The sequence below is a fragment of the Vreelandella sp. DA03-1M genome (assembly GCF_055725665.1).
Genome location: NZ_CM146798.1, coordinates 52,859 through 75,795, shown reverse-complemented (window position 1 = coordinate 75,795; position 22,937 = coordinate 52,859). Strand labels below are relative to the sequence as shown.

Sequence of the window (22,937 nt, the reverse complement as noted above, 5' to 3'; positions counted from 1 at the left end):
CTCCTGCCGTTGGTGGCAATAAAAGGCGGCAAGACTAGCAGGCGCTTGCGTGCAGGCCAAACCCTAAGCGTAAATCCTGATATTAAACCCTGACATTAAACATCGTTGTTATAGTTGTTGAAGCTAACATTGAAACGCAGCCCCACCGCCCGCACTGTGTCATTATTATTGCGCGTTTTGCGCTTCCTATACGGTTTTAAAAACGATGCCACTTGAGGTGCTTATGTCCACCAACCCGCTGCTTGAAACGCACGAGCTACCCCCCTTTGCTGAGATTCGCGCCGAGCATGTGGAGCCCGCTGTGGAAACACTGCTTAGCGAGAGCCGCGAAGCTATTGACCACCTCGCCGAACAGGCAGCCGCCGCCCCGCCAAGCTGGGAGAATTTTGCGGTGCCGCTGGAAGCGGTTAATGATCGGCTTACCAAAGCATGGTCACCGGTCTCGCACCTTAACGGCACCATGAACTCTCCAGAATTGCGCGAAGCATATCAGGCATGCCTTGAAAAACTCTCCGCTTTTGGCACCTGGGTTGGCCAACACGAAGGGCTGTTCCATGGCTGGCAAGCGCTAAAAGAGGGCCCGGCCTGGGCAACCCTGGATACCGCACAGCGGCGTACTGTTGAGAATGCGCTGCGCGATTTTCGTCTGGCCGGTGTTGACCTTCCCGCAGACAAAAAAGCCCGCTACGGCGAGATTCAGTCGCGACTCTCCATGCTGTCAAACCAGTTCTCGAATAACGTGCTGGATGCCACTCAAGCATGGCACAAAGATATCGACAGCCAAGAAGCCTTAGCGGGTGTACCCGAAAGCGCCCTTGAAACATTAAAAGCGACCGCCGAAGCGAAAGGCGTGGCGGGCTACCGTATTACCCTGGATTTCCCCAGCTTTTTCCCGGTGGTTAGCTACGCTGACAACCGCGAGCTGCGTCGCGAAGTATATACCGCCTTCGTTACCCGCGCCTCAGACCAGGGCCCTGACGCGGGTAAGTTTGATAATGCCGCGATCATGGAAGAGATACTGGCGCTACGTAGCGAAATTGCCCAACTACTCGGCTTTGACACCTACGCTGATTATTCGCTGACTACCAAAATGGCAGAGTCCCCCGAGCAGGTACTCGACTTTCTCAACGACTTAGCCCGCCGAGCGCTTCCCCAGGCGCAAGAAGAGTTTGCTGAGCTGAGCACCTATGCCCAAAACGAGCTTGGCCTGGAGACTCTAGAACCGTGGGATATTGCCTACGCCAGTGAAAAATTGCGTGAAGCGCGCCATGCTATTTCTCAAGAGCAGCTACGCCCTTACTTTCCCGCGCCACGGGTGGTCGATGGCTTGTTTCAGGTGGTCGAGCGTCTTTATGGCGTGCGCTTTGAAGAGGATACCGAAGCGCCTCGCTACCACCCTGACGTACGCTATTTCCGCATTACCGAAAACGGCCAGCCGATTGCCGGTTTTTATCTGGATCTCTACGCCCGTGAAGGGAAGCGGGGCGGCGCTTGGATGGCGGATTGCCGCGTGCGGCGTCAAACAGAGCAGGGCCTGCAATTGCCGGTCGCCTTTTTAACCTGCAACTTCACGGCCCCGGTAGGCGGTCGACCTGCGCTGCTCACCCACGATGAAGTCACCACGCTGTTCCATGAGTTTGGTCACGGTCTTCACCATATGCTGACCAAACAGCACATAGCCGATATTTCCGGCATTAATGGCGTTGCCTGGGATGCCGTCGAACTGCCCAGCCAGTTTATGGAAAACTACTGCTGGGAGCGCGAAGGGCTAGACTTGCTCGCCAAGCACGTGGATAGCGGAGAAGCGCTACCTGCAGAGCTGCTTGAGCGCCTGCAAGCGGCTAAGAATTTCCAATCCGCTATGGGCATGATGCGTCAAATTGAGTTCTCGCTGTTTGATTTGCGACTGCATCATGAGTTAACCGCTCCCAGCGCCAGCGACGTGCAAAATTTGTTAGATGAAGTGCGCGATGCCGTATCAGTGTTACCGAAAGTATCGTACAACCGCTTTCAGAATAGCTTTGGCCACGTATTCGCCGGGGGCTACGCTGCCGGTTACTACAGCTACAAGTGGGCGGAAGTACTCTCGGCGGATGCCTGGAGCGCCTTTGAAGAGGCCGGTATCTTCGACCCTGAAACAGGACAGCGCTTTCGTTGCGAAATCCTCGAACAGGGCGGTGCCCGAGACGCGGCGGACCTGTTTGTCGCCTTTCGTGGCCGTGAACCCAGCGTCGAACCGCTGCTGCGCCACTGCGGCATTCGCGCTGCTTAAGCTTTTTTAAACCATTTCCCATGCGTGGCACCTTGAGTGCCACGCGTTTGGAGTTTCGAATGTCGACTGTTAAACGCTTTATCGCCGGTGTTACCTGCCCGCGCTGTGCGGCGATGGATCGTATCCGCGCCTGGGAACAAAATGGCATCCGCTACCGCGAGTGCGTCAGCTGCGATTTTTTTGAGCAACTGCCTATAGAAGAAGATGCGCTTACCGAAATGACCACCCGGGTTAACCAGCTCCGCGATGATCAGAAACAGCAGGATGTGCAACCCGTACGCATTATGGATCCAGGCAAATCTTCTCGCTAATACCCTCCTCTCGCCCTGTTCGTATCAAAAGAGCGCAGCAAGCGTGCGGTTATCCGCACACTAAAAAGCCGCTGCCGTGCGAACAACCGGACACAATAGCGAAAAGCCCTTTCCACCAAAGTTGAATAAAAAAATCATAAGCATTTGATTTTAAAATCATAAAGATAAGCTGGCACAACTATCGCTGTTATAACTGCTGCATAGCCTGATTAATGCCGTTCGATGAGCGATATTACTCGGAATCATCAGACTATAACCCCAATAACAGCTAGGAACTTTCGCCATGCGCAATCAAATGCCTAAAACGTTCACTCTTCTCGCCAGCAGCGCCCTGCTTGTGGCGGCTGCCAGCAGTGCTCAAGCTCAAGCAGACCGTTCCGATTGGCCTGACAACTTCACTGTGGGTACCGCAAGCCAAGGCGGCACTTACTTCGTTTACGGTTCAGGCTGGGCAAACTTTATTGCTGATGAGCTGGGTGTATCGGGTGGCGGTGAAGTCACCGGTGGCCCGACTCAAAACCTGGCACTCGTGCACACGGGCGACATGGCATTTGGCTTAACCACCATGGGTCCCGCTTCTGATGCCGTTAAAGGCGAAAGCCCGCTGGCGCCTGGTATGAAGATGGACAATGTATGCGCCATGTTCCCCATGTACGAAACGCCATTCTCCATTACCGCGCTTTCTGACAGCGGCATTGAGTCAATCTCCGACATTCCAGATGGCGCACGTATCGGTTTTGGTCCGGCTGCCTCAACGTCTGACACTTACTTCCCGGCCATTTTAGAAACCTTGGGCGTTGACTTCGAGCGCCGTAACGGCGGCTGGTCAGACCTGGGCGGTCAGTTGCAGGATGGTCTGCTTGACGTTGTCGCCTTCGCTGCGGGCATCCCGATTCCCGCCGTTAGCCAGTTGGAAGTGCAAACTGACGTCAACATCATCGAATTTAACGAAGAAGAGCTGGCCACGGTGTTGGAAAACTTCCCCGTTGCTGAGTTTATGATTCCGGCCAACACCTACACCACGCTGGAAGAAGATGCCCGTGCGGTTTCCATGTGGAACTTCGCTATCGCTGGCTGTGATCTGCCGGAAGATTTCGTTTATGAAGTCACCAAGGCCACCATGGAAAACAACGACCGCATGCGCTCAGTGCACCGCAGTGCTGAAACCAGCATTCCAGAAAACATCAAGCACAACACCGTGCTGCCGTTCCACCCCGGTGCTGCTCGCTGGTATGAAGAGAACGGCTATGAAATTGCTGATGATATGATCAACTAAGCAACCTTCAAACCGTTCTAACTGCCCCGTTTCCGGTTTCGCCGGGCGGGGCAGCTTTCGCTGCTACCCCCCTTTGTCTGCTTTTGCTGTGAGGGTGAACTCTAATGAGTCACAAAACCGACCAAGAACCCACTGGCCTCAAGGATGATGCCCACGCGGCTTCTGCGATACCCGAGTCTATTGCTGATGGTGTCGATGACGACGTTGTTGAACCCAATCGCCGCCTGTTTACGGGCTGGCAATTCTTGCTATTTGCGGCATTAGCGATCGCTTACTCAAGTTTCCATCTGATTTCACTCAACGTGTATCCGATGGAAACCTGGTCGTTTCGTATCGTACACATTGCCGGTGCACTTATTCTGGGTTACGGGCTATTTGCCGGTGCCCGCTTTGCCGAGGACGATCATCAGGCGTCAGGCGCCTGGATTAAGTGGGTTAGCTATGCGCTACTGATTCCCGCTGCCTATACCTTGGCGCAAGTTTTCGTGATGTATCAAACGCTCAGCGGTAGTGCCATGCGCATCGACCCAAGTGTCGAAAACTGGCACTACGGCTATCCGCTCATGGCGACGACGGCGGGTGCGATTGTGCTGTCATGGTTTTACCGTCAAGCTCGGCACCGCTTCAACCCTGCCGATTTGGTGCTGATGGTTTGCGCGATGGCGAGCGCAGGCTATTTGCTGGTGGCTTATAACACCAATATCCGTATGTCGACGGGTACGTCATTTGCGCCGTCAGGCATTTCCTGGGCGGCCATCGCAGGTTCTCTGCTGATTCTAGAACTTACTCGCCGGGTGGCGGGTTTAGCCCTCGTCGTGATTTCCGCGGTCTTTTTGACCTACGTTTTCGCCGGTCCTTATTTGCCGGGCTTTTTGGGCTATCCGGGCCTGTCACTGCAGCGCTTCTTCAGCCAGGTCTACACCGACGCCGGTATCCTCGGGCCCACCACGGCAGTCTCGTCGACCTATATTATTCTATTCATCATTTTTGCCGCATTTCTTCAGGCTTCGAAAGTCGGCGACTACTTCGTCAACTTTGCTTTTGCCGCAGCGGGTCGTGCCCGTGGTGGCCCCGCTAAAGTGGCTATTTTCGCCTCTGGCCTGATGGGCATGATCAATGGCACATCGGCGGGTAACGTCGTTTCTACCGGCTCCTTGACCATTCCCTTGATGAAAAAAGTCGGTTACCCCGCGCGTAGTGCGGGTGCCATCGAAGCCGCCGCCTCAACCGGTGGGCAGATCATGCCGCCGATCATGGGTGCTGGCGCGTTCATCATGGCTGAAGTGACCGGTATTCCGTACACCGAAATTGCCATTGCGGCGATCATTCCTGCCATCCTCTATTTTGCCTCTATCTACTTTATGGTCGACTTTGAAGCCGCCCGTAAAGGCATGCGCGGTATGCGCAAGGATGAGATCCCGCTGTTCTCGAAGCTGGTAAAACAGGTTTATCTGTTTGCACCCATTATTATCCTGATTGTCGCGCTGTTTATGGGTTACTCGGTCATCCGCGCCGGTACCCTGGCAACCGCTTCAGCCGCCGTCGTGAGCTGGATTTCACCCAACAAAATGGGCCTTCGCGCAATCCTTAAAGCCCTGCAGATTGCAGGCACCATGTCGATTCAGATTATCGCCGTATGCGCCTGCGCGGGCTTAATCGTCGGGGTGATTTCACTGACGGGTGTCGGTGCACGCTTCTCGTCACTGCTGCTTGGTTTAGCGGGTGTCAGCCAACTGCTAGCGCTTGTGTTTGCTATGTTGATCAGCATTTTGCTGGGGATGGGCATGCCGACCACCGCCGCCTATGCGGTGGCTGCGTCAGTCGTTGCGCCGGGCCTAATCAATATCGGTATTGAGCCACTGATCGCGCACTTCTTCGTGTTCTATTTTGCAGTCGTGTCGGCGATCACCCCGCCAGTTGCCTTGGCTTCCTATGCAGCGGCTGGCATTTCTGGCGACAATCCCATGGGCACGTCGGTGGCCTCGTTCAAGATTGGCTTGGCCGCGTTCATTGTGCCGTTTATGTTCTTCTACAGCCCCGCCATGCTGATGGAAGGTTCGCCGATGCAGATCCTTCGCGTTGGGGTGACTGCAACGCTGGGGATTGTTCTGCTGTCGGGCATGGTACAAGCGTGGTTCTTTGGACCGGTTAATGCTTGGCAGCGCGTTGTCATGCTAGTGGGGGCGATGTTTATGATCTACGGCGGTATCTATACCGACGTCCTCGGCCTCGCGATTGGTATCGTGCTATTCGTCATGCAGCGCAAGCTACACGGCGGTGGTAATAAAACAGCGCAAGCTGGCTGAGTGGCCTAAGCCACTAAATACTAAGCGTAAAAAACCCCGCTAAACGACGTTGAGCGGGGTTTTTCGTAAGCGCCAACCAGTAGAAATAAAGAGAGATTAGTCAGTCAGGTTGTCGACGACTTTCAGTACCGGCGCGGCTTGGTTAAGGGTATAAAAATGCAGGCCTGGCGCGCCACCATCCAGCAATCGTTGACAAAGACGGCTCACCACATCGGTGCCAAAAGCGGCAATCGCTTCGCTGTCGTCACCATATGATTCCAACTGCTTGCGAATCCAGCGCGGGATCTCGGCGCCGCAGGCGTCAGAGAAACGCGCCAGCTTGGTGTAGTTGGTAATCGGCATAATGCCGGGAATAATCGGCTGCTCAACGCCCAGCGCGCGGGCTTTATCAACGAAATTGAAATAGGCATCGGCGGTGAAGAAGTACTGGGTGATAGCCATATTGGCGCCCGCCTTCATTTTACGCGCAAAGTTTTCCACATCCTTATCAAGATTAGGCGCCTGTGGATGAGATTCAGGATAAGCGGCTACAGCGATATCGAAATGGTCGCCGGTTTCCGCGCGAATAAACTCAACCAGTTCGTTGGCATAACGTAGCTCACCAATGCTCCCCATACCGGAGGGCATGTCACCACGCAGCGCGACCAGGCTATCCACGCCCTCTTCCCGGTACTGTGCCAGCAGGTCGCGAAGCTGGGCTTTCTCACTACCAATACAAGAAAGGTGCGGCGCAGTGGTGATACCACTCTCGCCGACTGCACGCACTACTTCGCGGGTACGCGCCTGCGTTGACCCACCGGCGCCATAGGTTACCGAAAAAAAACGCGGTTTGCGGGCGGCCAGTTCATCGCGAACGTGGATCAGCTTGTCGCGCCCAGCATCGGTACTGGGCGGAAAGAATTCAAAGCTGATACCTAACGGATGCTCGTGGCTGCTCATGGGATTTCCTTTTTAGATCAATAGTGATGATATTTTGGGGTATTCTCGCTGTTCCATTGCGCTGGGGCTAATGAAAGATTTCACGCTCGGCCTTTAATTCGGCTCATGTTCGTCAGTCACCACACCTACAACGGGAGGATAAATGGATCTTGCACCTGGGGCGCTCGTTGGGCCGTTACTTATGCTACTCAGCTACGTGGGGCTCGGCTGGCTCGCCGCCCAACGACTCAAGCTAGACCCTCGCCCGATTGCGACGCTGCTGGTTTACCTGATAGCGCCTTTTACGATTTTTCGCGCGCTGATGAACGGCGGCCCAACACCTGACTATCTTTTACTCACATTAGCGCTATTCATTCTGGCAAGCCTGATGGCACTGGTGGTACAGCGTATTACCCGCCACCGTTTTGGTGAGCAGGAAGCGGCCCTGCTGGCGTTCTCCTCAGGAACGGGTAATACCGGCTATTTTGGCCTGCCGATTGCGCTGATTTTGCTACCCCCTGAAGGCGTTACCCTTTACCTGTTCTGTATGCTGGGGATTAATATTTACGAATTTACCGTGGGCTTTTACCTAAGTGCTCGCGGTCGCTTTTCAGTACGCGAGAGCCTAATCAAAATTTCGCGCCTGCCGCTTATCTACGCCTTCCTATTAGCGTTACTGCTAAGCTGTCTTGAGGTAACCATTCCCGCCGCGGTCATGAATTCGCTGCAAGTGTTTCCTGCCACCTACACGCTGCTGGGCATGATGATTATTGGTATGACGCTTAGCCAAGTGACGCTTTCCGCCTGGGATACGCGATTTGTCGTCGCCTGCGTAGGATTGCGCTACCTGATGTGGCCAGTGGTCATGCTCGTGGCCGTGTTAATACTGCAGTGGATCGCGCCACTTTCCACAGAGCTAGCGTTAGCGCTGTTGTTGATGGGCGTGGTGCCGATGGCGGCTAACGTGGTGGTGGTGGCGATGGAGCTGGGTATTCAGCCGCAAAAAGGCGCGTTAGCCGTGCTGGTCACCACACTGCTCGCGCCACTGCTGATTCCGCTTTACCTTGGTTTAATGCTGCGCCTCACCGGGCTGGGCTAAAACCTGCAACGCCCGCCTGCTGCAGTTGCCAAGCCATGCGCTGTACTTCTGGGTGGCTGAAAAATGCTACCAGCGCGTCAGCGCGAACCGGACCAATGCCGGGGATTGATTGCCAATCGTCACGCTGGTAGCCCGCCAAGCGCTGCCAGTCTCCCCGCGCTGTCTCACTACCTGGTGGCGCGCCCAGCGCACTCAGCCATGCCGCAAACGGCTGACTGCGGGCGACATGAAATTGCTCGGTAAGCGTGGCGGCGGTGGCCTCGCCAATGCCGTAAGCCTGTTCCAGCTGGCTTGGCTCAACCACCAGCCAGTCCAGTAACTGAGTAACGACACCCGCTTCTAATAGCGCTTGCCAGGTACCTTCACCGATCCCCTGCATACCTAACTGCTCGCCGAGGTAAGTGAGCCGCGCCAGCAGCTGGCTTTCGCAGCCTGAGGGTAACTCAAAACAGCTCAGCAGGTGGTAACGCTGGGGTAAAGGCGGCGTCAGCGGTGAGCGCTCCTGGGTGTGCCACACCACCTCGCTTAACTGGGGAATCGTTAACCCCGCAAGCGTAATCGCCACCTGGTCACCGGGGCGAACATCCAGTGATTCCCAGCGCTCCAGCGAGCCCAGTGAGACGCGACTAATGCGTCGTCCCTCCAGCTGTACCGGATTAAGCCACACCAGTGGCGTCACGCGCCCGGTGCGCCCAACACGAAACTCAATGCCGCGCACTTCCGCTAGCGCCTGCTGGGCGGGGTATTTCCAGGCAATAGCCCACTCCGGGGGCGAAGATGACCAGCGGCGCACGCCGGGGCGCTCTGCCTGTTTGATGACTACGCCGTCGGTGGCAAACGGCAGAGGGCCGTTAAACCAGCTATCACGCCAGTAAGCGGCATCACGGCGATCATCCAGTGGATGAGTATAGTCAGCGCTATCAAAGCCTAGCTCACTTAGCCGAGCTAAACGTTCCTGCATTGCGCTAGGCCCATCGGGCCAATCCCAAACAAACAGGCCAATACGTTCAAGGGTGGCGGTTTCAGGGGAGGATTGCGCCATTGCTCCCGCCACGGCACCCCGGGCACCCGATGCGGGTGAACGCGACTGCACGTGTTGGGTTAACCGCCAATACAGCTCGCCTTGGAGTACTGCAGAAATAGACTCAGGTAGCGTATTCGGAATGGCAGGGAGCTGTCGGGCACGGGCCGTCCAATCCTGGCCCCGCTCGCCATCGCCACGGCTAACGGCTTCGACTAGTTCGCCATTTTCATAGCGCAACGTAATCGCCACGCCGTCCACTTTGGGCTGGATCCACAGGTCTTCGCGGCGGCTGGTAAAACGTCTGACGCCATCGTCATCAGCTTTATCAAGCCCACGCTGCGCCGCAGGGTGCTCAAGTGTGCCGCTGCTGCGTTTAACGCGCGTAAGCGGGCGATGGGCAGGTACATTGCCCAGGCAACGCTGCCAGGTGGCTAGGCGCTCTAACGCTTGGTCGTAAAGGGCATCGTCGATCAGCGCGACGCCCTCGTCATGGTAGGCAGTGTCCCAGCGCTGAACCTGCTCGGCCAGAGCTTTGCTTTCGCGGCTTAAGCGTTCCTCCGGCCAATCTGGGCATTGGGCAGCGTGTGCGGAAAAAGTGACAAGCCAGATCAGGCCACCCAACAGCCAAGTCCGTACACCCAACAACATTACTTACCCCCGCGTTAACACATCAGCCTTTAGACTTAGCCTAGCGCAGGGTTTTGAAATAGCGCATAAAAAAAGCCCCCGGCCGAAGCCAAAGGGGCGATTTAATACATTGCTTACAAACGGTGTAGCAAATCTCTTACAAACCGGCGGCCTTACGCAGTGCATCGGCCTTATCAACCTTTTCCCACGGGAAGGCGGTAAAGGTTTCGGTATGCACTTGGCCTTTATCGTCGCTCCAGGTGTAGCTGTGCTCGAACGGTGCCCGGCCAAAGTGGCCGTAAGCGGCGGTGAGCTGATACATCGGGTGCAGCAGGTCAAGCATTTTGGTGATCGCGTAGGGGCGCAGGTCAAAGTGCTCGCGAACTAGCGCAACAATCTTGGCATCGTCAATTTTACCGGTGCCGAAGGTATCGATGGAGACCGACGTCGGCTCGGCAACGCCAATCGCGTAGGAGACCTGAATCTCACACTTGTCAGCCAGCCCCGAGGCCACTACGTTCTTAGCTACATAGCGGCCTGCATAGGCGGCGCTGCGATCCACTTTAGAGGGGTCTTTGCCCGAGAAGGCGCCACCACCGTGGCGCGCCATGCCGCCGTAGGTGTCGACGATAATTTTGCGGCCAGTCAGCCCACAGTCGCCTACCGGGCCGCCAATCACAAATTTGCCGGTCGGGTTGATATGGTACTGGGTGCTGTTATCCAACCACTCGGCGGGGATGACTTGCTCAATGACCTCGCGCTTGATCATTTTGCGCAGGTCTTCCTGATCAATATCTGGGTCGTGTTGGGTAGAGAGCACGATGGCATCAACACCGCAGGGCTGACCTTCAGCGTTATAGCGGAAGGTTACCTGGCTCTTGGCATCCGGGCGCAGCCAAGGTAACAGGCCATTTTTACGCAGTTCGGCCTGACGCTCGACTAAACGGTGCGAGTAGTGGATCGGCGCTGGCATAAACGAATCCGTTTCGTTAGTCGCGTAGCCAAACATCAAGCCCTGGTCGCCTGCGCCCTGATCTTCCGGCTTGGTGCGATCGACGCCCTGGGCAATATCGACACTCTGCTTACCGATCAGGTTAACCACGCCACAAGTCGCGCCATCAAAGCCAACATCAGACGAGTTATAGCCGATGCTGATAATCACATCGCGCACGAGGGTTTCTAAATCAACCCAAGCGGAGGTGGTAATTTCGCCGGCAATGATCGCCACCCCGGTTTTCACCATGGTTTCACAGGCAACGCGGGCCTGTTTATCACGGGCGATGATGGCATCTAACACCGCGTCAGAGATCTGATCGGCAATCTTATCGGGATGCCCTTCGGAGACGGACTCGGAGGTAAACAGGGAATATTCGCTCATCGCGCACTCGACCCTCTGTATGATGGCTGTCTCTAATGCACAGCATCAGCAGGAAATCATGGCAGGTAACTCCTGCCCGTAAGAGAAGCGGCAGCACCACTTTCTCCACCACTTCGGGGGGCAGAGTCTACACGCTGCCGGCGATGCTTCCCAGAACGCGCTTACCAGAATTTGCCGTCATATTTGCCGCAACATGGGAAGTCAGCGACAATAGCGGCTTTATAATTTCTGTTTCCAGGCGAGGAGCACCCCCATGCCATCCCGTTTTGAGCTAGCCAATGCCATTCGCGCGCTTTCCATGGATGCCGTTCAGAAGGCCAAATCCGGCCATCCTGGCGCCCCCATGGGTATGGCTGATATCGCCGAGGTGCTATGGAATGACTACCTCAAGCACAACCCCGAAGACCCCAAGTGGGCCGATCGTGACCGGTTCGTGCTTTCCAATGGTCACGGCTCCATGCTGCTTTACTCTCTGCTGCATTTAAGCGGCTATGAGTTAAGCCTGGAACAACTGCAGAATTTCCGCCAGCTTCATTCACCCACCGCGGGCCACCCGGAATTCGGTTACGCGCCTGGCATTGAAACCACCACTGGCCCGCTGGGTCAGGGCTTTGCCAACGCGGTAGGTTTCGCGATTGCTGAAAAAACCTTGGCGGCACAGTTCAACCGCCCAGGGCACACGATTGTTGACCACCACACGTGGTGCTTCGTGGGTGATGGCTGCTTGATGGAGGGCATCTCCCATGAAGCAGCCTCTTTAGCAGGCACCCAGCAGTTGGGCAAGCTGATCACGGTCTACGACGACAACGGCATCTCCATTGATGGTGAAGTGGAAGGCTGGTTTACCGATGATACCGCCAAGCGTTTTGAAGCTTACGGCTGGCATGTAGTACCCAACGTTGATGGACATAAGCCTGAAGAGATCAAAGCCGCTATTGAGCTGGCCAAGAGCCATGACGATAAGCCAAGCCTGATTATCTGCAAAACCATCATTGGCTTTGGTGCTCCCAACAAGCAGGGCAAGGAGGACGCTCACGGCGCCCCGCTCGGCGATGAAGAAGTCGCCCTGGCCCGCACCCAGCTAGATTGGCCTCACGCCCCGTTCCATATCCCTGAGCCTATCTACTCAGCCTGGGATGCTCGCGACGCAGGTAAAGCTGTCCAACAGGCTTGGGATGAGCGCTTCACTCGCTACGCCGAAGCCTTCCCCACGGAAGCGCGCGAGTTTAAGCGCCGGATGAAGCGCCAGCTCCCCGCAGAGCTTGCCACGGAAGCACTGATTGAGCAGGCCCAAGAACGCGGCGAGACCATCGCGTCTCGCAAAGCCTCCTTTGAAGTGTTGAATACGATTGGCCCGCAAATGCCAGAACTGCTGGGTGGCAGTGCCGATTTGGCACCCTCCAACCTGACTTTCTGGAAAGGCGCCAAAGCGATCACCCCGGAAGACGCCAGCGGTAACTACCTGCACTACGGTGTTCGTGAGTTCGGCATGGGGGCGGTCATGAACGGCATCGCTCTGCACGGCGGCTTGGTACCTTACGGAGCAACCTTCCTAATCTTTATGGAGTACATGCGTAACTCGATCCGCATGGCGTCGCTGATGGGCCAGCAGGTGATTTACGTGTTCACCCATGACTCCATCGGCCTGGGTGAGGATGGCCCGACCCACCAACCGATTGAGCAGCTCACCAACCTGCGCACCACGCCGAACCTCAATACTTGGCGCCCCTGTGATGCAGTGGAAACCGCCGCCTCTTGGGATGCCGCCATCAAGCGCCACTCCGGCCCCACGGCGCTAGTACTGTCACGCCAGAACCTACCCCACCAGCAGCGCACGAAAGCGCAGTTGGCAGCCATTCAAAACGGTGCGTACGTTCTCAAGGATAGCGAAGGAACGCCGGAGTTGATTCTGATTGCCACCGGCTCAGAAGTGTCGTTGGCGATGGACGCCGCCGCCGAGCTTGAGCAGCAGGGCAAAGCCGTACGCGTGGTCTCCATGCCGTCGGCCTATCGCTTCAACGGTCAAGACGCCGAGTACCGTGAGAGCGTACTGCCTAAAGCGGTCACCAAGCGTATCGCTATTGAAGCCGCTCACGCCGACTACTGGTACAAGTATGTAGGTCTGGAAGGCCGTGTGATCGGCATGACCACCTACGGCGAATCCGCCCCGGCGGGGGATCTGTTCAAACACTTCGGCTTTACCGTCGAGAATGTGGTCAAGCAAGCCAACGAACTACTCGGCTAAGCCATGCCCGCGCTCAGTGGCTTTCTATGGCTGATTAGCTACTGGCTGATCGGTGAAGTGGTGATCTATTTCACCGCTTTGCCGATCTCGTCAGGCGTTATTGGCATGCTGCTACTTTGCGTTACGCTCGCCATGCGTGGTCGCGTTCCTAGCAGTATTGCTGCCGCCGCCCAGCCGCTAATTGCCCTTCTCGCTATGCTGATAATGCCCGGTGTTGTTGGGGTGTTTTTCATCATCGGCGAGCTGGCCGGGCAATGGAGCGCGATTCTCATCGCGTTATTACTGGGCACGCTTCTCAGCGTGGTGACAACGCTTTGGTTGCTCAAACGGCTGATCAAACCTACCCATGTCCGCTGATACATCGCTACTCACCCTGTTAACGACTACCCCGCTGTTTGCAGTAGGGTTAACGCTGACTGCTTATCTCATCGGGAACGGGGTTTTTCAGCGCCTAAAACGCCCCTCCTGGCTGCCCGCCATCTTAATTGCGGCGCTGCTACTGGCCGGGGCATTAGCGCTGATGGGGCTGCCTTACGCTACTTATCATCAGGGTGCCACTTGGCTCACTGTGCTGCTGGGGCCTGCTACCGTGGCGTTAGGTATGCCGCTTTACCAGCAGTTGCCGCGTATCGTTGAGCTATGGCGGCCGCTGGCTATTTGCCTGCCCATTGCCGCTACGCTGGCAGCGTTCTACTCGCTGGCGATTGCTTGGCTACTGGGTAGCTCTGACACCATACTCGCCTCTCTTGCCGCTAAATCGGTGACTGCCCCTATCGCTATCGGTATTACCGAGCAGTTGGGCGGTACGGTGGCGCTTCTCATGGGGGCATTATTGATTACCGGCGTGGCGACGATACCCTGCGTCAGCCTTACCGCGCGGTTTTTGCGCATTGATGACGAGCGATTAATCGGTTTTGCGCTTGGACTTAACGGACATGCCATTGGCACTGTCAGAGCATTTGAGATTAGCCCAACCGCCGGGGCTTTTGCATCACTAGGGATGAGCCTAACCGGCATTTTCACTGCCATGCTGCTACCGCTCGCTTGGCGATTGATAGGCATGGGGAGCTGATGGGGAAACGCCGCCGGTAAGAATCGCTGGCTGAAATGCGTTATCATCCCGTAGGTTTCGACTCCATTTTGTTCATTGACTCACTTTTAAGAGCCACCCTTCTGCATGGCTAATTCTGCTCCCAGATATCGCATCGCCATTAACGGTTACGGACGCATTGGCCAATGCGTGCTGCGGGCCATCGTTGAGCGGCATCACCCCGAGCTTGAAGTGGTCGCCATAAATGAGCTCTCTGATCTTGCCACCATTACCTACCTGACACGCTACGACACTACCCATGGCCGCTTTCCAGGCGATGTCGACCATGATGGTCAGTGCCTTATGGTCAACGGTCAGCGCATTCAGGTGTTGTGCGAACGAGACCCACGCAAGCTGCCCTGGAAGGCGCTTGATGTGGATCTGGTTTTAGAGTGCTCTGGGAGCTTTAAAGATCGCGCCACCGCCGAACAGCATCTAGAGGCTGGCGCTAAACGCCTGCTGTTTTCTCAGCCTGCTGAAAATGACGTCGATACCACCATCGTCTGGGGCATCAACGAGAGTGAGTTGACGTTATCTCAGCGAATTCTCTCTGCCGCCTCGTGCACTACCAACTGTCTTGTACCGCTGTTAACCATTCTGGATGAAGCGCTCGGCCTTGAGCACGGCGTCACCACTACCATTCACTCGGCGATGAATGATCAACCGGTCATTGATGCCTATCATCAAACCGATCTGCGCCTTACTCGCTCGGCAATGCACTCTATCGTGCCGGTCGATACCGGCTTGGCACTGGGTATTAGCCGCCTGATGCCCCATCTGGCGGGCCGCTTTGAGTGCCTGCACGTACGTGTTCCAACCATCAATGTATCTGCCATGGATGTAGCGCTGACGGTCAGCCGCGATACTCAACGTGATGACGTCAATGCGCTACTTTTGACCGCCAGCCAGCAGCGCTTAAAGGGCGTTCTTGGCTATACTGAAGCGCCGATGGCATCCGTTGATTTCAACCACGATCCGCGCTCAGGCATTCTGGACGCCACGCAAACCCGGGTGGCGGGCAAGCGTCTTATCAAACTGCTGTGCTGGTTCGATAACGAGTGGGGGTTCGCCAACCGGATGCTCGATATTAGTCAGCGGCTGGCCACACTTTCGGCAGAGACGTAGCCTGTTGCCATTAGTTGTTGTTTATATTTAGTTCCACGGCCTACACACGAGGAAACCGCTTCCATGAATGTAAAAAAGATGACTGACCTTCCCCTGGAAGGACAACGCGTGCTGATTCGTGAAGATTTGAATGTGCCTATCAAACATGGCAGCGTCTCCAGCGACGCCCGCCTGCGTGCCGCACTGCCGACCATTCAAGCCGCTGTAAAGGCTGGCGCGAAGGTGATGTTGATGAGCCATTTAGGTCGCCCTACCGAAGGCGAACCCGCCGATGAATTCTCGCTCGCGCCGGTGGCTGAGCATTTGGGGGAGCTGTTAGGTCGCCCCGTGCCGCTAATCAAAGCGTATCTTGGTGAGACGATAGAAATCGCCAACGGCGATGTCGTTCTACTAGAGAACGTGCGTTTCAATAGCGGCGAGAAAAAAGATGACGAACAGCTGGCGCAGCAGTACGCCGCGCTGTGCGATATCTTTGTCATGGATGCCTTCGGCACCGCCCACCGTGCGCAAGCCTCTACCCATGGTGTGGCGCGCTTTGCCCCCAGCGCCTGCGCAGGACCACTACTTGCCCAAGAATTGGATGCCTTAGAGAAAGCCCTGGCGAATCCGGCACGTCCCATGGCGGCGATTGTGGGTGGCTCAAAAGTCTCTACCAAACTTGACGTGCTTACTGCGCTAGCCGACAAATGCGACCAGTTGATCGTGGGCGGCGGCATCGCCAACACCTTTATCGCCGCTGCGGGCTATAATGTCGGCAAATCACTCTATGAAGCCGATTTGATTGGTCAGGCAAAAGCCCTGATGGAGAAGGTGTCGATTCCGTTACCTACCGATGTTGTGGTGGCCACTGAGTTTTCTGAATCGGCAGAGGCTATCGTCAAACCGGTCGATCAAGTAGCTGACAACGAGATGATTTTAGATATTGGCCCCGATACCGCCGCTCACTTGGCCAGTATGCTCAAAGATGCTGGCACCATATTGTGGAATGGCCCAGTCGGGGTATTTGAAATCGATCAGTTTGGCAAAGGCACCCAGGTTATCGCCCAGGCTATCGCCGATAGCGCAGGTTTCTCGATTGCTGGCGGCGGTGATACGTTAGCAGCCATTGATAAATATGCCATTGCTGATCGTGTCTCCTATATCTCCACCGGCGGCGGTGCTTTCCTTGAGTATGTCGAAGGCAAGCAGCTGCCCGCCGTAGCAGCGCTCGAAGCTGCTGCCAAACGCGGTTAATATGGGGCGACTTAAACCACCCGTGCAATAAAGCCGCGGCGTTAATAGCCTCATTATGACAACATGCTTTTTTTAAAACTTAGATAAGGTGATTTAATGGCTCTGATCAGCATGCGCCAAATGCTCGACCATGCCGCCGAATATGGCTACGGCATCCCGGCATTTAACGTTAATAATCTTGAGCAGATGCGCGCCATTATGGAAGCTGCTGATGCCACCGATTCACCGGTAATCGTGCAAGCCTCTGCTGGCGCTCGTAAATATGCGGGAGCCCCGTTTCTACGCCACCTTATTTTAGCGGCCGTAGAAGAGTTTCCCCATATCCCAGTGGTCATGCATCAAGATCACGGCACTAGCCCTGCAATTTGCCAGCGCTCTATCCAGCTTGGCTTTTCCTCGGTAATGATGGATGGCTCACTGGGCGAAGACGGCAAAACACCCACCGATTACAACTACAACGTTAACGTTACCCGTCGTGCAGTCGAAATGGCCCACGCCTGCGGTGTGTCGGTTGAAGGCGAGCTGGGCTGCCTGGGCAGTCTGGAAACAGGCATGGCCGGTGAAGAAGACGGCATTGGTGCTGAAGGCAAGCTGGATATGGAACAGCTGCTGACCGACCCTGAAGAAGCGGCCGAATTCGTCAAAGCGACGCACGTAGACGCCTTGGCCATTGCCATTGGCACCAGCCACGGCGCTTATAAATTCACTAAGCCGCCTACTGGTGACACGCTCTCTATCCAGCGCATCAAAGAGATCCATGCGCGGATTCCGGACACCCACCTCGTTATGCACGGCTCTTCATCCGTGCCGCAAGAGTGGCTGGAAGTAATAAACCAGTACGGCGGCCAAATTTCAGAAACCTACGGTGTTCCGGTGGAAGAGATCGTTGAAGGGATTAAGCACGGCGTGCGTAAGGTGAATATCGATACTGACCTACGCCTAGCATCTACAGGCGCTGTACGTCGTTTTATGGCACAAAACCCTGCTGAATTCGACCCTCGTAAATTCCTTAAAGAAACCGTTACGGCGATGCGCGATCTGTGTATTGCGCGCTATGAGGCCTTTGGTACTGCAGGCAACGCCAGCAAGATCAAACCGATTAGCCTTGAAGCGATGTCCCTGCGCTACGAGCGCGGCGAAATGGCACCTAAAATCAAGTAATCCTGTTAGTACAATTGCTTAACGAAAAGACGACCAACCGGTCGTCTTTTTTTAGCTAACACACGTTATGCTCGACAAAATACATGTTGCATTGCAGCATTGATACACTAACACTGTTGATGTGACCACGAGGTTTCGTGCTCCAATCGAGAGGCCAATACTCATGAAAAGCACCACAACGACGCCGCTTATGCCTATCACTCCGCTCGCAATGTTCGATATTTGGAAGGCGGGCCTAATGGCATTTGAACTCTGGACTACGTCTCTGTCGACCATCACTATGCGCAATCATTTATGGCAAACACAGCCCTTTTTCAGCCCTAATATGATGAAAGAAAATCAAAAAATGGTCACCGAAAAACTCGAGGCCAGCATGGAAGCTGGCCTCGAAATGCAGAAAGCGCTGTTTAATTCAATTAACGGACAATCAGCCCCGTGGTGGGTTACCAGCCAGCGCGCAATGAAACCTTACCATCAGCGCAGCAGCGCGAACTCACGCCGACTAGCTAAATAGTGCTTCTGGCACTGGCGTTACTCGTTATCGTCAGTGTCTCCCTCGTCATCTTCGCTATTTTCTTCTTCGCTGCTATGAATAGCATCATCCGGACTGCCAGTACCGCCTGTGCCAGCCTCTGGGTTTCGCTCTTCACTCTTGCCAGTCTCTAACTCTACGTCATCCTCGCCTGCGCTGGTGGCTACTTCTTCGTGCTTCTCTTCCTCCTCTTCTTCTTCACGCACACGGGTCTGCTCATTGGTGTCCTCGGCATCGCTAGATGACGCCACTTCGTCACGTTTTACCGAGCCCGCTTTAATACCGTATTCCTTTTCAAGCGCTTCATCATTGAGAGGTTCGTGCTGTTCGCTTTCCGTTTCATGATTATCAGCAAACACATAGCCAGTCGTCGTTAGCAAAGCAGCGCTGAGGGCTAAGGGTAGGATCCAAGGGGTGAATCGCATCGGACGTTCTCCATGTTGTGGTTATGACAAAATAGTGTATCCCTACTATCTCTTCAGCGCAGCTTGGCCGTTTCCAAGGCTAGCGCTACAGCGTTTCCTGAAGCTAGATGACAGACAACAGCGGCCACCAAAATGAGCGTAGCCGTTTAAGCTGTCTCAAAAGTAGCGTCTAGGCAAGCAAAAAATAACAAAACAGTGTTCACAAATGACGTAAAATCCCGTTCAATAGCAGTATAGATGGCTTCAACTAACACTGGCAGCGCTAAAGCCGCTGCAAGGAACCGTAATGCCGCTCCCACTTTTGCTGTTTGACTGTGATGGCACACTCGTCGATAGCGAGCCGCTACTGGCCGAAGAGATGGCCGTTGGGCTTAATTCAGTAGGGCTGCCGTTTGCTACTACCGATTACCTCGGTGAATTTCGTGGAGCGCGCTTTCGGCGTATCGTTGCTGAACTTCAACAGCGCTATGGTGAAGTTGATCCTGATCAGCTTGAGCGCATGGAAATCATTATGCGAGCCAATCTCGCGACGCGGCTTGCTCAGGAGTTGACGGCCATACCCGGCGCCCGTGAAGCGTTGGATATATTGGACGCTTATCCGAGTGCAGTAGTTTCTAATGGGCCTGAAAGCAAAATTCTTACGGCGTTAAAAGCCACAGGACTCAACCACTATTTTGGAAAACGCTTTTTCAGTGGCTATACCGCCAATTGCTGGAAGCCTGAACCCTGTTTACATTTACACGCAGCCAGTATCATGGGCTATGCAGCGCGTGACTGTATCGCTATAGACGATGCCTTAGTAGGTGTTCGCGCAGCACTGAAAGCGGGGATGACGGTGATTCATTTAAATCGTTTCCCGGATGCCGAAGAGACGCCTGAAACTGCCATTATGATCAGTAATATGTATCAGTTACCCGCCGTAGTGGAGCGTCTCACACGTGAATATTGGCAGACACCCGTGCCTCAACACTCTATCGGAGGATGATAATGGCCTCTTTACGTGACCAATTGGGTGGGCTGGTTTACTCCACCGAACATGGTAAAACCTGCCCCACCTGCCGGGAAGCACTTGAAGCCTGTCACTGTGATGATCTAAGCGAACAACAGCGCTTAGCCGCCCTAGATGGCATTGTGCGTATTCGACGCGAAACCAGCGGCCGTAAAGGTAAAGGGGTTACTACTGTTAGCGGCATCCCTTTGACTGGTGATGAACTTAAAACGTTAGCAAAAACGCTTAAAAAACGTTGTGGGACGGGCGGAGCTGTTAAAGACGGTATTATTGAAATACAAGGCGACCATCGTGATGTTCTGTGCCAGGAGCTCAGTACACTCGGCTATCAGGTTAAACTCGCAGGGGGTTAAAGCCTCTACACCACCAAGACTTACCGTCAAGTAAGTCGCTATAGGGCAAGGCACTGCAATGGCTTGGCTGGAATACTTGCTACCCCTCATTTTTTTATTCCCCATGGCGGCAATGGCCAGTATTGTCCTGGCGCTGCGCAACCTACACGATGCGCGTGTCCATTCGCCCTTCAAAGCTCCCCTTCATGAACCGGGCCAAGCGCTGCGCCATCGCCTTGACCAAGCTTTTTCCAGCCTATTTCTAAACGGGGCGTTAGGGCCCATCATTAGCTTGGCCCCTCTGGTGTATGGCATGGGCCGCATGCTATTTGTGGATCAACAAGATTGGGTCGAATGGGCTTTATATGGGCTACTCAGCACGCTGCTGGTACTTACGTTTTCACTGCTGCTGGTGCGTGACTATCAACGTATTCGGCGACTAAAATTAGGCCTCGCTTGCGAGCTTGCCGTTGGCCAAGAGCTTGAGCGTTTAGTCCGCCCTGAGGCCCACCCCTATTACGTATTTCATGATGTCCCCACCGATAGCTTCACGATTGATCACGTGGTGGTAACACCTCATGGTGTTTTTGTGGTGGAAACAAGGGCAAGAACACTCGCTATCGGCACTGATGGCAACGAACTCAACACAGTGGCAGTAGAGCGCGAGCGGCTACGCTTTCCACATTGGCAAGAGCGCCGACCACTGCATAAAACGCGTCAGGGCGTTAGCTGGCTCAGCCAATGGTTAGAGCGTCGCTGCAGTGTGCCGGTACCGGTTAAAGGAGTATTAGTGCTGCCCGGCTGGGAGATTGATACCAGCGAGGCCTCGCCGGATATCTTAGTGGTAAGTGGCGAGCAACTTGCCCAACAGCTCACCGAGATAACACCGGGAAAGATGAGCGATGCCATTCACGATAAGGTCATCCATATCTTGCTGGAGCGGGCACGGCTAATGGAACTCAAACATCTCCGCCAGCCGTCCGTATAATATGTACGGCTTAGTCGCCGCGTAACCGCCCACCCATCTCTTGGGCAAGATCGACTGCATAGTGGTCCGTCATCCCACCGATAAAGTCCAGCATTCGACGGTAGCTATCGTAAAGGGGCCAAGAAGGCAACGGCGTGTTTTCGCCAATCAGGGCCAACACACGCTGATGTTTAAACGATGAATGCCCGGTGTAATGAAGCTCGTGGGCAGCACCAATAAAAGCTTCCAAGAGAATACCTAGCGTCGTATAGGCACCAATCTCTAATTTTGCTTTACGCTCATTTTGGAAAATACGCTCTCGGGCAAGCTGCTTCGCCGCCTGAACACCCCACCCAAGGTCGGGGTGACACAGCTCTAATAGGTCGTCACTGAGGGTGCCGCTTAGCAGAGCCTGCTCATGCTGTACAAACACCGCGCCGACATCATTGACGGCACGTTCCATAGCGGCGCCACGGAGTAACGCGATACGCCGCCGTTGGGAGACATTACGGGCTTGCATATCGGCATACTCAGGCGGGAATTCTCCGGCAATTTGGCGCAGTATTTCGACGACTTCTTCATAGCGCAGAATCCCCATTTCTAAGCCATCTTCCAGGTCTAACAGGGCGTAACAGATATCATCGGCGGCTTCGACAAGCCAAGCCAGCGGGTGGCGACACCAGCGCTGCTCGCCTTGCGGCAACAAACCTACCGCTTCAGCCACTTCTTTGAGTAGCGCCTGCTCTGACTGGTAAGCGCCGAATTTTCCCGCGCGTCCGCTGTAACGAACCGTCCAAGGATATTTAAGTAGCGCACCCAGGGTGGCCGCTGACAGCCGCATGCCACCATTAAACTGGTTATATTCGATCTGAGTAATTACCCGAAAACCTTGAGCGTTACCTTCGTAGGTCAAAAGGTCCTCGCGTTCAGCGTCTGAAAGGCCTTCTAATAGCCCACTGCTTTGAGCACGCTGAAACCAGTCGCGAATAGCATACTCACCGGCATGACCAAAAGGGGGATTCCCAATATCATGCCCCAGGCACGCTGTCTGCACAATGACGCCAAGATCAGCGGGCGTTATCCATTCTGGCAAGCGATCACGCAGTAACTCTCCGACAATCATACCCAGAGAACGGCCGACACAGCCGACTTCTAGTGAGTGAGTTAGGCGAGTATGGATATGATCGTTTTCTGTTAGTGGGTGCACCTGTGTCTTACGGCCAAGTCGCCTGAATGAGCCTGAAAAAACAATCCGGTCATGGTCTTTATGAAACGGGCTACGACCGATTTCACGAGTACTTGTCGAGCGTTGGTCGTGAAGACGACGTGGGGAAAGTAGCTGTTCCCAGTGCATCTGAGTCATGGGCAATCCTCCTTGAGGAGTGCATTTTGCCATAAAAAAAACCCCCAAGGCGTTAGCCCTGGGGGTTTTTTGGTATAGGTGCCTGACGATGACCTACTCTCGCATGGGGAGACCCCACACTACCATCGGCGCTAAGCGGTTTCACTGCTGAGTTCGGCAAGGGATCAGGTGGTTCACGCGTGCTATGGTCGTCAGGCGTAACTGGCGGTATATCATGCTGACTCGTTAATAACGAGATCGTTAT

At 54.9% G+C, this 22,937-nt stretch carries 20 protein-coding genes and 1 rRNA gene; 15 read left to right on the top strand and 6 right to left on the bottom strand.

Features of this window, described 5'->3' with window-relative positions; all coding sequences use genetic code 11:
• Positions 1 to 223 precede the first annotated feature (223 nt).
• The 4 genes from prlC (at position 224) to ACXUPB_RS00315 (ending at position 6,165) form a co-directional block, all read left to right on the top strand.
• Positions 224 to 2,272, top strand: coding sequence for an oligopeptidase A (prlC, locus tag ACXUPB_RS00330; RefSeq protein ID WP_472954788.1), 2,049 nt, complete (start codon positions 224 to 226; stop codon positions 2,270 to 2,272).
• A 59-nt stretch (positions 2,273 to 2,331) separates the two neighbouring features.
• Entirely contained in the window at positions 2,332 to 2,583 is a 252-nt protein-coding gene (locus ACXUPB_RS00325; RefSeq protein ID WP_035564884.1) for a YheV family putative zinc ribbon protein, read from the top strand.
• A gap of 283 nt (positions 2,584 to 2,866) precedes the next feature.
• The gene (locus tag ACXUPB_RS00320; protein ID WP_472954785.1) at positions 2,867 to 3,859 is read left to right on the top strand and encodes a TAXI family TRAP transporter solute-binding subunit; all 993 of its coding nucleotides are present in this window, start codon (positions 2,867 to 2,869) and stop codon (positions 3,857 to 3,859) included.
• Between the two features lie 104 nt (positions 3,860 to 3,963).
• Positions 3,964 to 6,165 (top strand): TRAP transporter permease, encoded by a 2,202-nt coding sequence (locus tag ACXUPB_RS00315; protein WP_035564887.1) that lies wholly within the window; start codon positions 3,964 to 3,966, stop codon positions 6,163 to 6,165.
• 96 nt (positions 6,166 to 6,261) lie between these two features.
• Here the strand turns inward: ACXUPB_RS00315 and metF are convergent, their stop codons facing one another.
• Positions 6,262 to 7,104 (bottom strand): methylenetetrahydrofolate reductase [NAD(P)H], encoded by an 843-nt coding sequence (gene metF, locus ACXUPB_RS00310; RefSeq protein WP_472954784.1) that lies wholly within the window; start codon positions 7,102 to 7,104, stop codon positions 6,262 to 6,264.
• Positions 7,105 to 7,246: 142 nt separating this feature from the next.
• Between metF and ACXUPB_RS00305 the strand changes: the two genes are divergently transcribed.
• On the top strand, positions 7,247 to 8,182 hold the full coding sequence (locus ACXUPB_RS00305) for an AEC family transporter (protein ID WP_472954783.1): 936 nt from the start codon (positions 7,247 to 7,249) through the stop codon (positions 8,180 to 8,182).
• Here the strand turns inward: ACXUPB_RS00305 and ligB are convergent.
• Both ligB and metK read right to left on the bottom strand, forming a co-directional pair.
• The gene (gene ligB, locus ACXUPB_RS00300) at positions 8,166 to 9,854 is read right to left on the bottom strand and encodes an NAD-dependent DNA ligase LigB (RefSeq protein ID WP_472954780.1); all 1,689 of its coding nucleotides are present in this window, start codon (positions 9,852 to 9,854) and stop codon (positions 8,166 to 8,168) included. The genes ACXUPB_RS00305 and ligB overlap by 17 nt on opposite strands.
• A gap of 136 nt (positions 9,855 to 9,990) precedes the next feature.
• The gene (metK, locus tag ACXUPB_RS00295) at positions 9,991 to 11,211 is read right to left on the bottom strand and encodes a methionine adenosyltransferase (protein WP_472954778.1); all 1,221 of its coding nucleotides are present in this window, start codon (positions 11,209 to 11,211) and stop codon (positions 9,991 to 9,993) included.
• A gap of 253 nt (positions 11,212 to 11,464) precedes the next feature.
• On the opposite strand from metK, the gene tkt reads away from it, so the two are divergent.
• The 7 genes from tkt to ACXUPB_RS00260 all read left to right on the top strand — a co-directional run bounded on the left by tkt (position 11,465) and on the right by ACXUPB_RS00260 (position 18,579).
• Positions 11,465 to 13,456 (top strand): transketolase, encoded by a 1,992-nt coding sequence (gene tkt, locus ACXUPB_RS00290; RefSeq protein ID WP_472954775.1) that lies wholly within the window; start codon positions 11,465 to 11,467, stop codon positions 13,454 to 13,456.
• Between the two features lie 3 nt (positions 13,457 to 13,459).
• Entirely contained in the window at positions 13,460 to 13,813 is a 354-nt protein-coding gene (locus ACXUPB_RS00285; RefSeq protein WP_035564894.1) for a CidA/LrgA family protein, read from the top strand.
• The gene (locus ACXUPB_RS00280; RefSeq protein WP_472954773.1) at positions 13,803 to 14,528 is read left to right on the top strand and encodes an LrgB family protein; all 726 of its coding nucleotides are present in this window, start codon (positions 13,803 to 13,805) and stop codon (positions 14,526 to 14,528) included. The genes ACXUPB_RS00285 and ACXUPB_RS00280 overlap by 11 nt, the downstream gene beginning before the upstream one ends.
• A 105-nt stretch (positions 14,529 to 14,633) precedes the next feature.
• Positions 14,634 to 15,671: a type I glyceraldehyde-3-phosphate dehydrogenase gene (locus tag ACXUPB_RS00275; protein WP_472954771.1), complete on the top strand. Its 1,038-nt coding sequence runs from the start codon at positions 14,634 to 14,636 to the stop codon at positions 15,669 to 15,671.
• 63 nt (positions 15,672 to 15,734) lie between these two features.
• On the top strand, positions 15,735 to 16,904 hold the full coding sequence (locus ACXUPB_RS00270; RefSeq protein ID WP_472954769.1) for a phosphoglycerate kinase: 1,170 nt from the start codon (positions 15,735 to 15,737) through the stop codon (positions 16,902 to 16,904).
• 96 nt (positions 16,905 to 17,000) lie between these two features.
• Positions 17,001 to 18,065 carry a class II fructose-bisphosphate aldolase gene (fba, locus tag ACXUPB_RS00265; RefSeq protein ID WP_335598136.1) on the top strand — a complete coding sequence of 355 codons (1,065 nt, stop codon included), beginning with the start codon at positions 17,001 to 17,003 and terminating at the stop codon, positions 18,063 to 18,065.
• A 238-nt stretch (positions 18,066 to 18,303) separates the two neighbouring features.
• Positions 18,304 to 18,579: a hypothetical protein gene (locus tag ACXUPB_RS00260; protein WP_472954766.1), complete on the top strand. Its 276-nt coding sequence runs from the start codon at positions 18,304 to 18,306 to the stop codon at positions 18,577 to 18,579.
• A gap of 17 nt (positions 18,580 to 18,596) precedes the next feature.
• Here the strand turns inward: ACXUPB_RS00260 and ACXUPB_RS00255 are convergent, their stop codons facing one another.
• Entirely contained in the window at positions 18,597 to 19,022 is a 426-nt protein-coding gene (locus tag ACXUPB_RS00255) for a hypothetical protein (protein WP_335598135.1), read from the bottom strand.
• 286 nt (positions 19,023 to 19,308) lie between these two features.
• Here ACXUPB_RS00255 and ACXUPB_RS00250 point away from each other — a divergent pair, with 286 nt between their 5' ends.
• From ACXUPB_RS00250 to ACXUPB_RS00240, 3 genes are read left to right on the top strand one after another with little or no spacing between them, the layout of a single operon-like run.
• Positions 19,309 to 20,007: an HAD family hydrolase gene (locus ACXUPB_RS00250; protein ID WP_472954763.1), complete on the top strand. Its 699-nt coding sequence runs from the start codon at positions 19,309 to 19,311 to the stop codon at positions 20,005 to 20,007.
• 2 nt (positions 20,008 to 20,009) lie between these two features.
• On the top strand, positions 20,010 to 20,384 hold the full coding sequence (locus tag ACXUPB_RS00245; RefSeq protein WP_335598133.1) for a translation initiation factor Sui1: 375 nt from the start codon (positions 20,010 to 20,012) through the stop codon (positions 20,382 to 20,384).
• A 58-nt stretch (positions 20,385 to 20,442) separates the two neighbouring features.
• The gene (locus ACXUPB_RS00240; protein WP_335598132.1) at positions 20,443 to 21,351 is read left to right on the top strand and encodes a nuclease-related domain-containing protein; all 909 of its coding nucleotides are present in this window, start codon (positions 20,443 to 20,445) and stop codon (positions 21,349 to 21,351) included.
• Between the two features lie 10 nt (positions 21,352 to 21,361).
• Here the strand turns inward: ACXUPB_RS00240 and ACXUPB_RS00235 are convergent, their stop codons facing one another.
• Both ACXUPB_RS00235 and rrf read right to left on the bottom strand, forming a co-directional pair.
• A complete protein-coding gene (locus ACXUPB_RS00235; RefSeq protein ID WP_472954762.1) occupies positions 21,362 to 22,693 on the bottom strand; it encodes a deoxyguanosinetriphosphate triphosphohydrolase in 1,332 nt (443 codons plus the stop codon).
• Positions 22,694 to 22,773: 80 nt separating this feature from the next.
• A 5S ribosomal RNA gene (rrf, locus tag ACXUPB_RS00230) occupies positions 22,774 to 22,889 on the bottom strand.
• Positions 22,890 to 22,937: the final 48 nt, after the last annotated feature.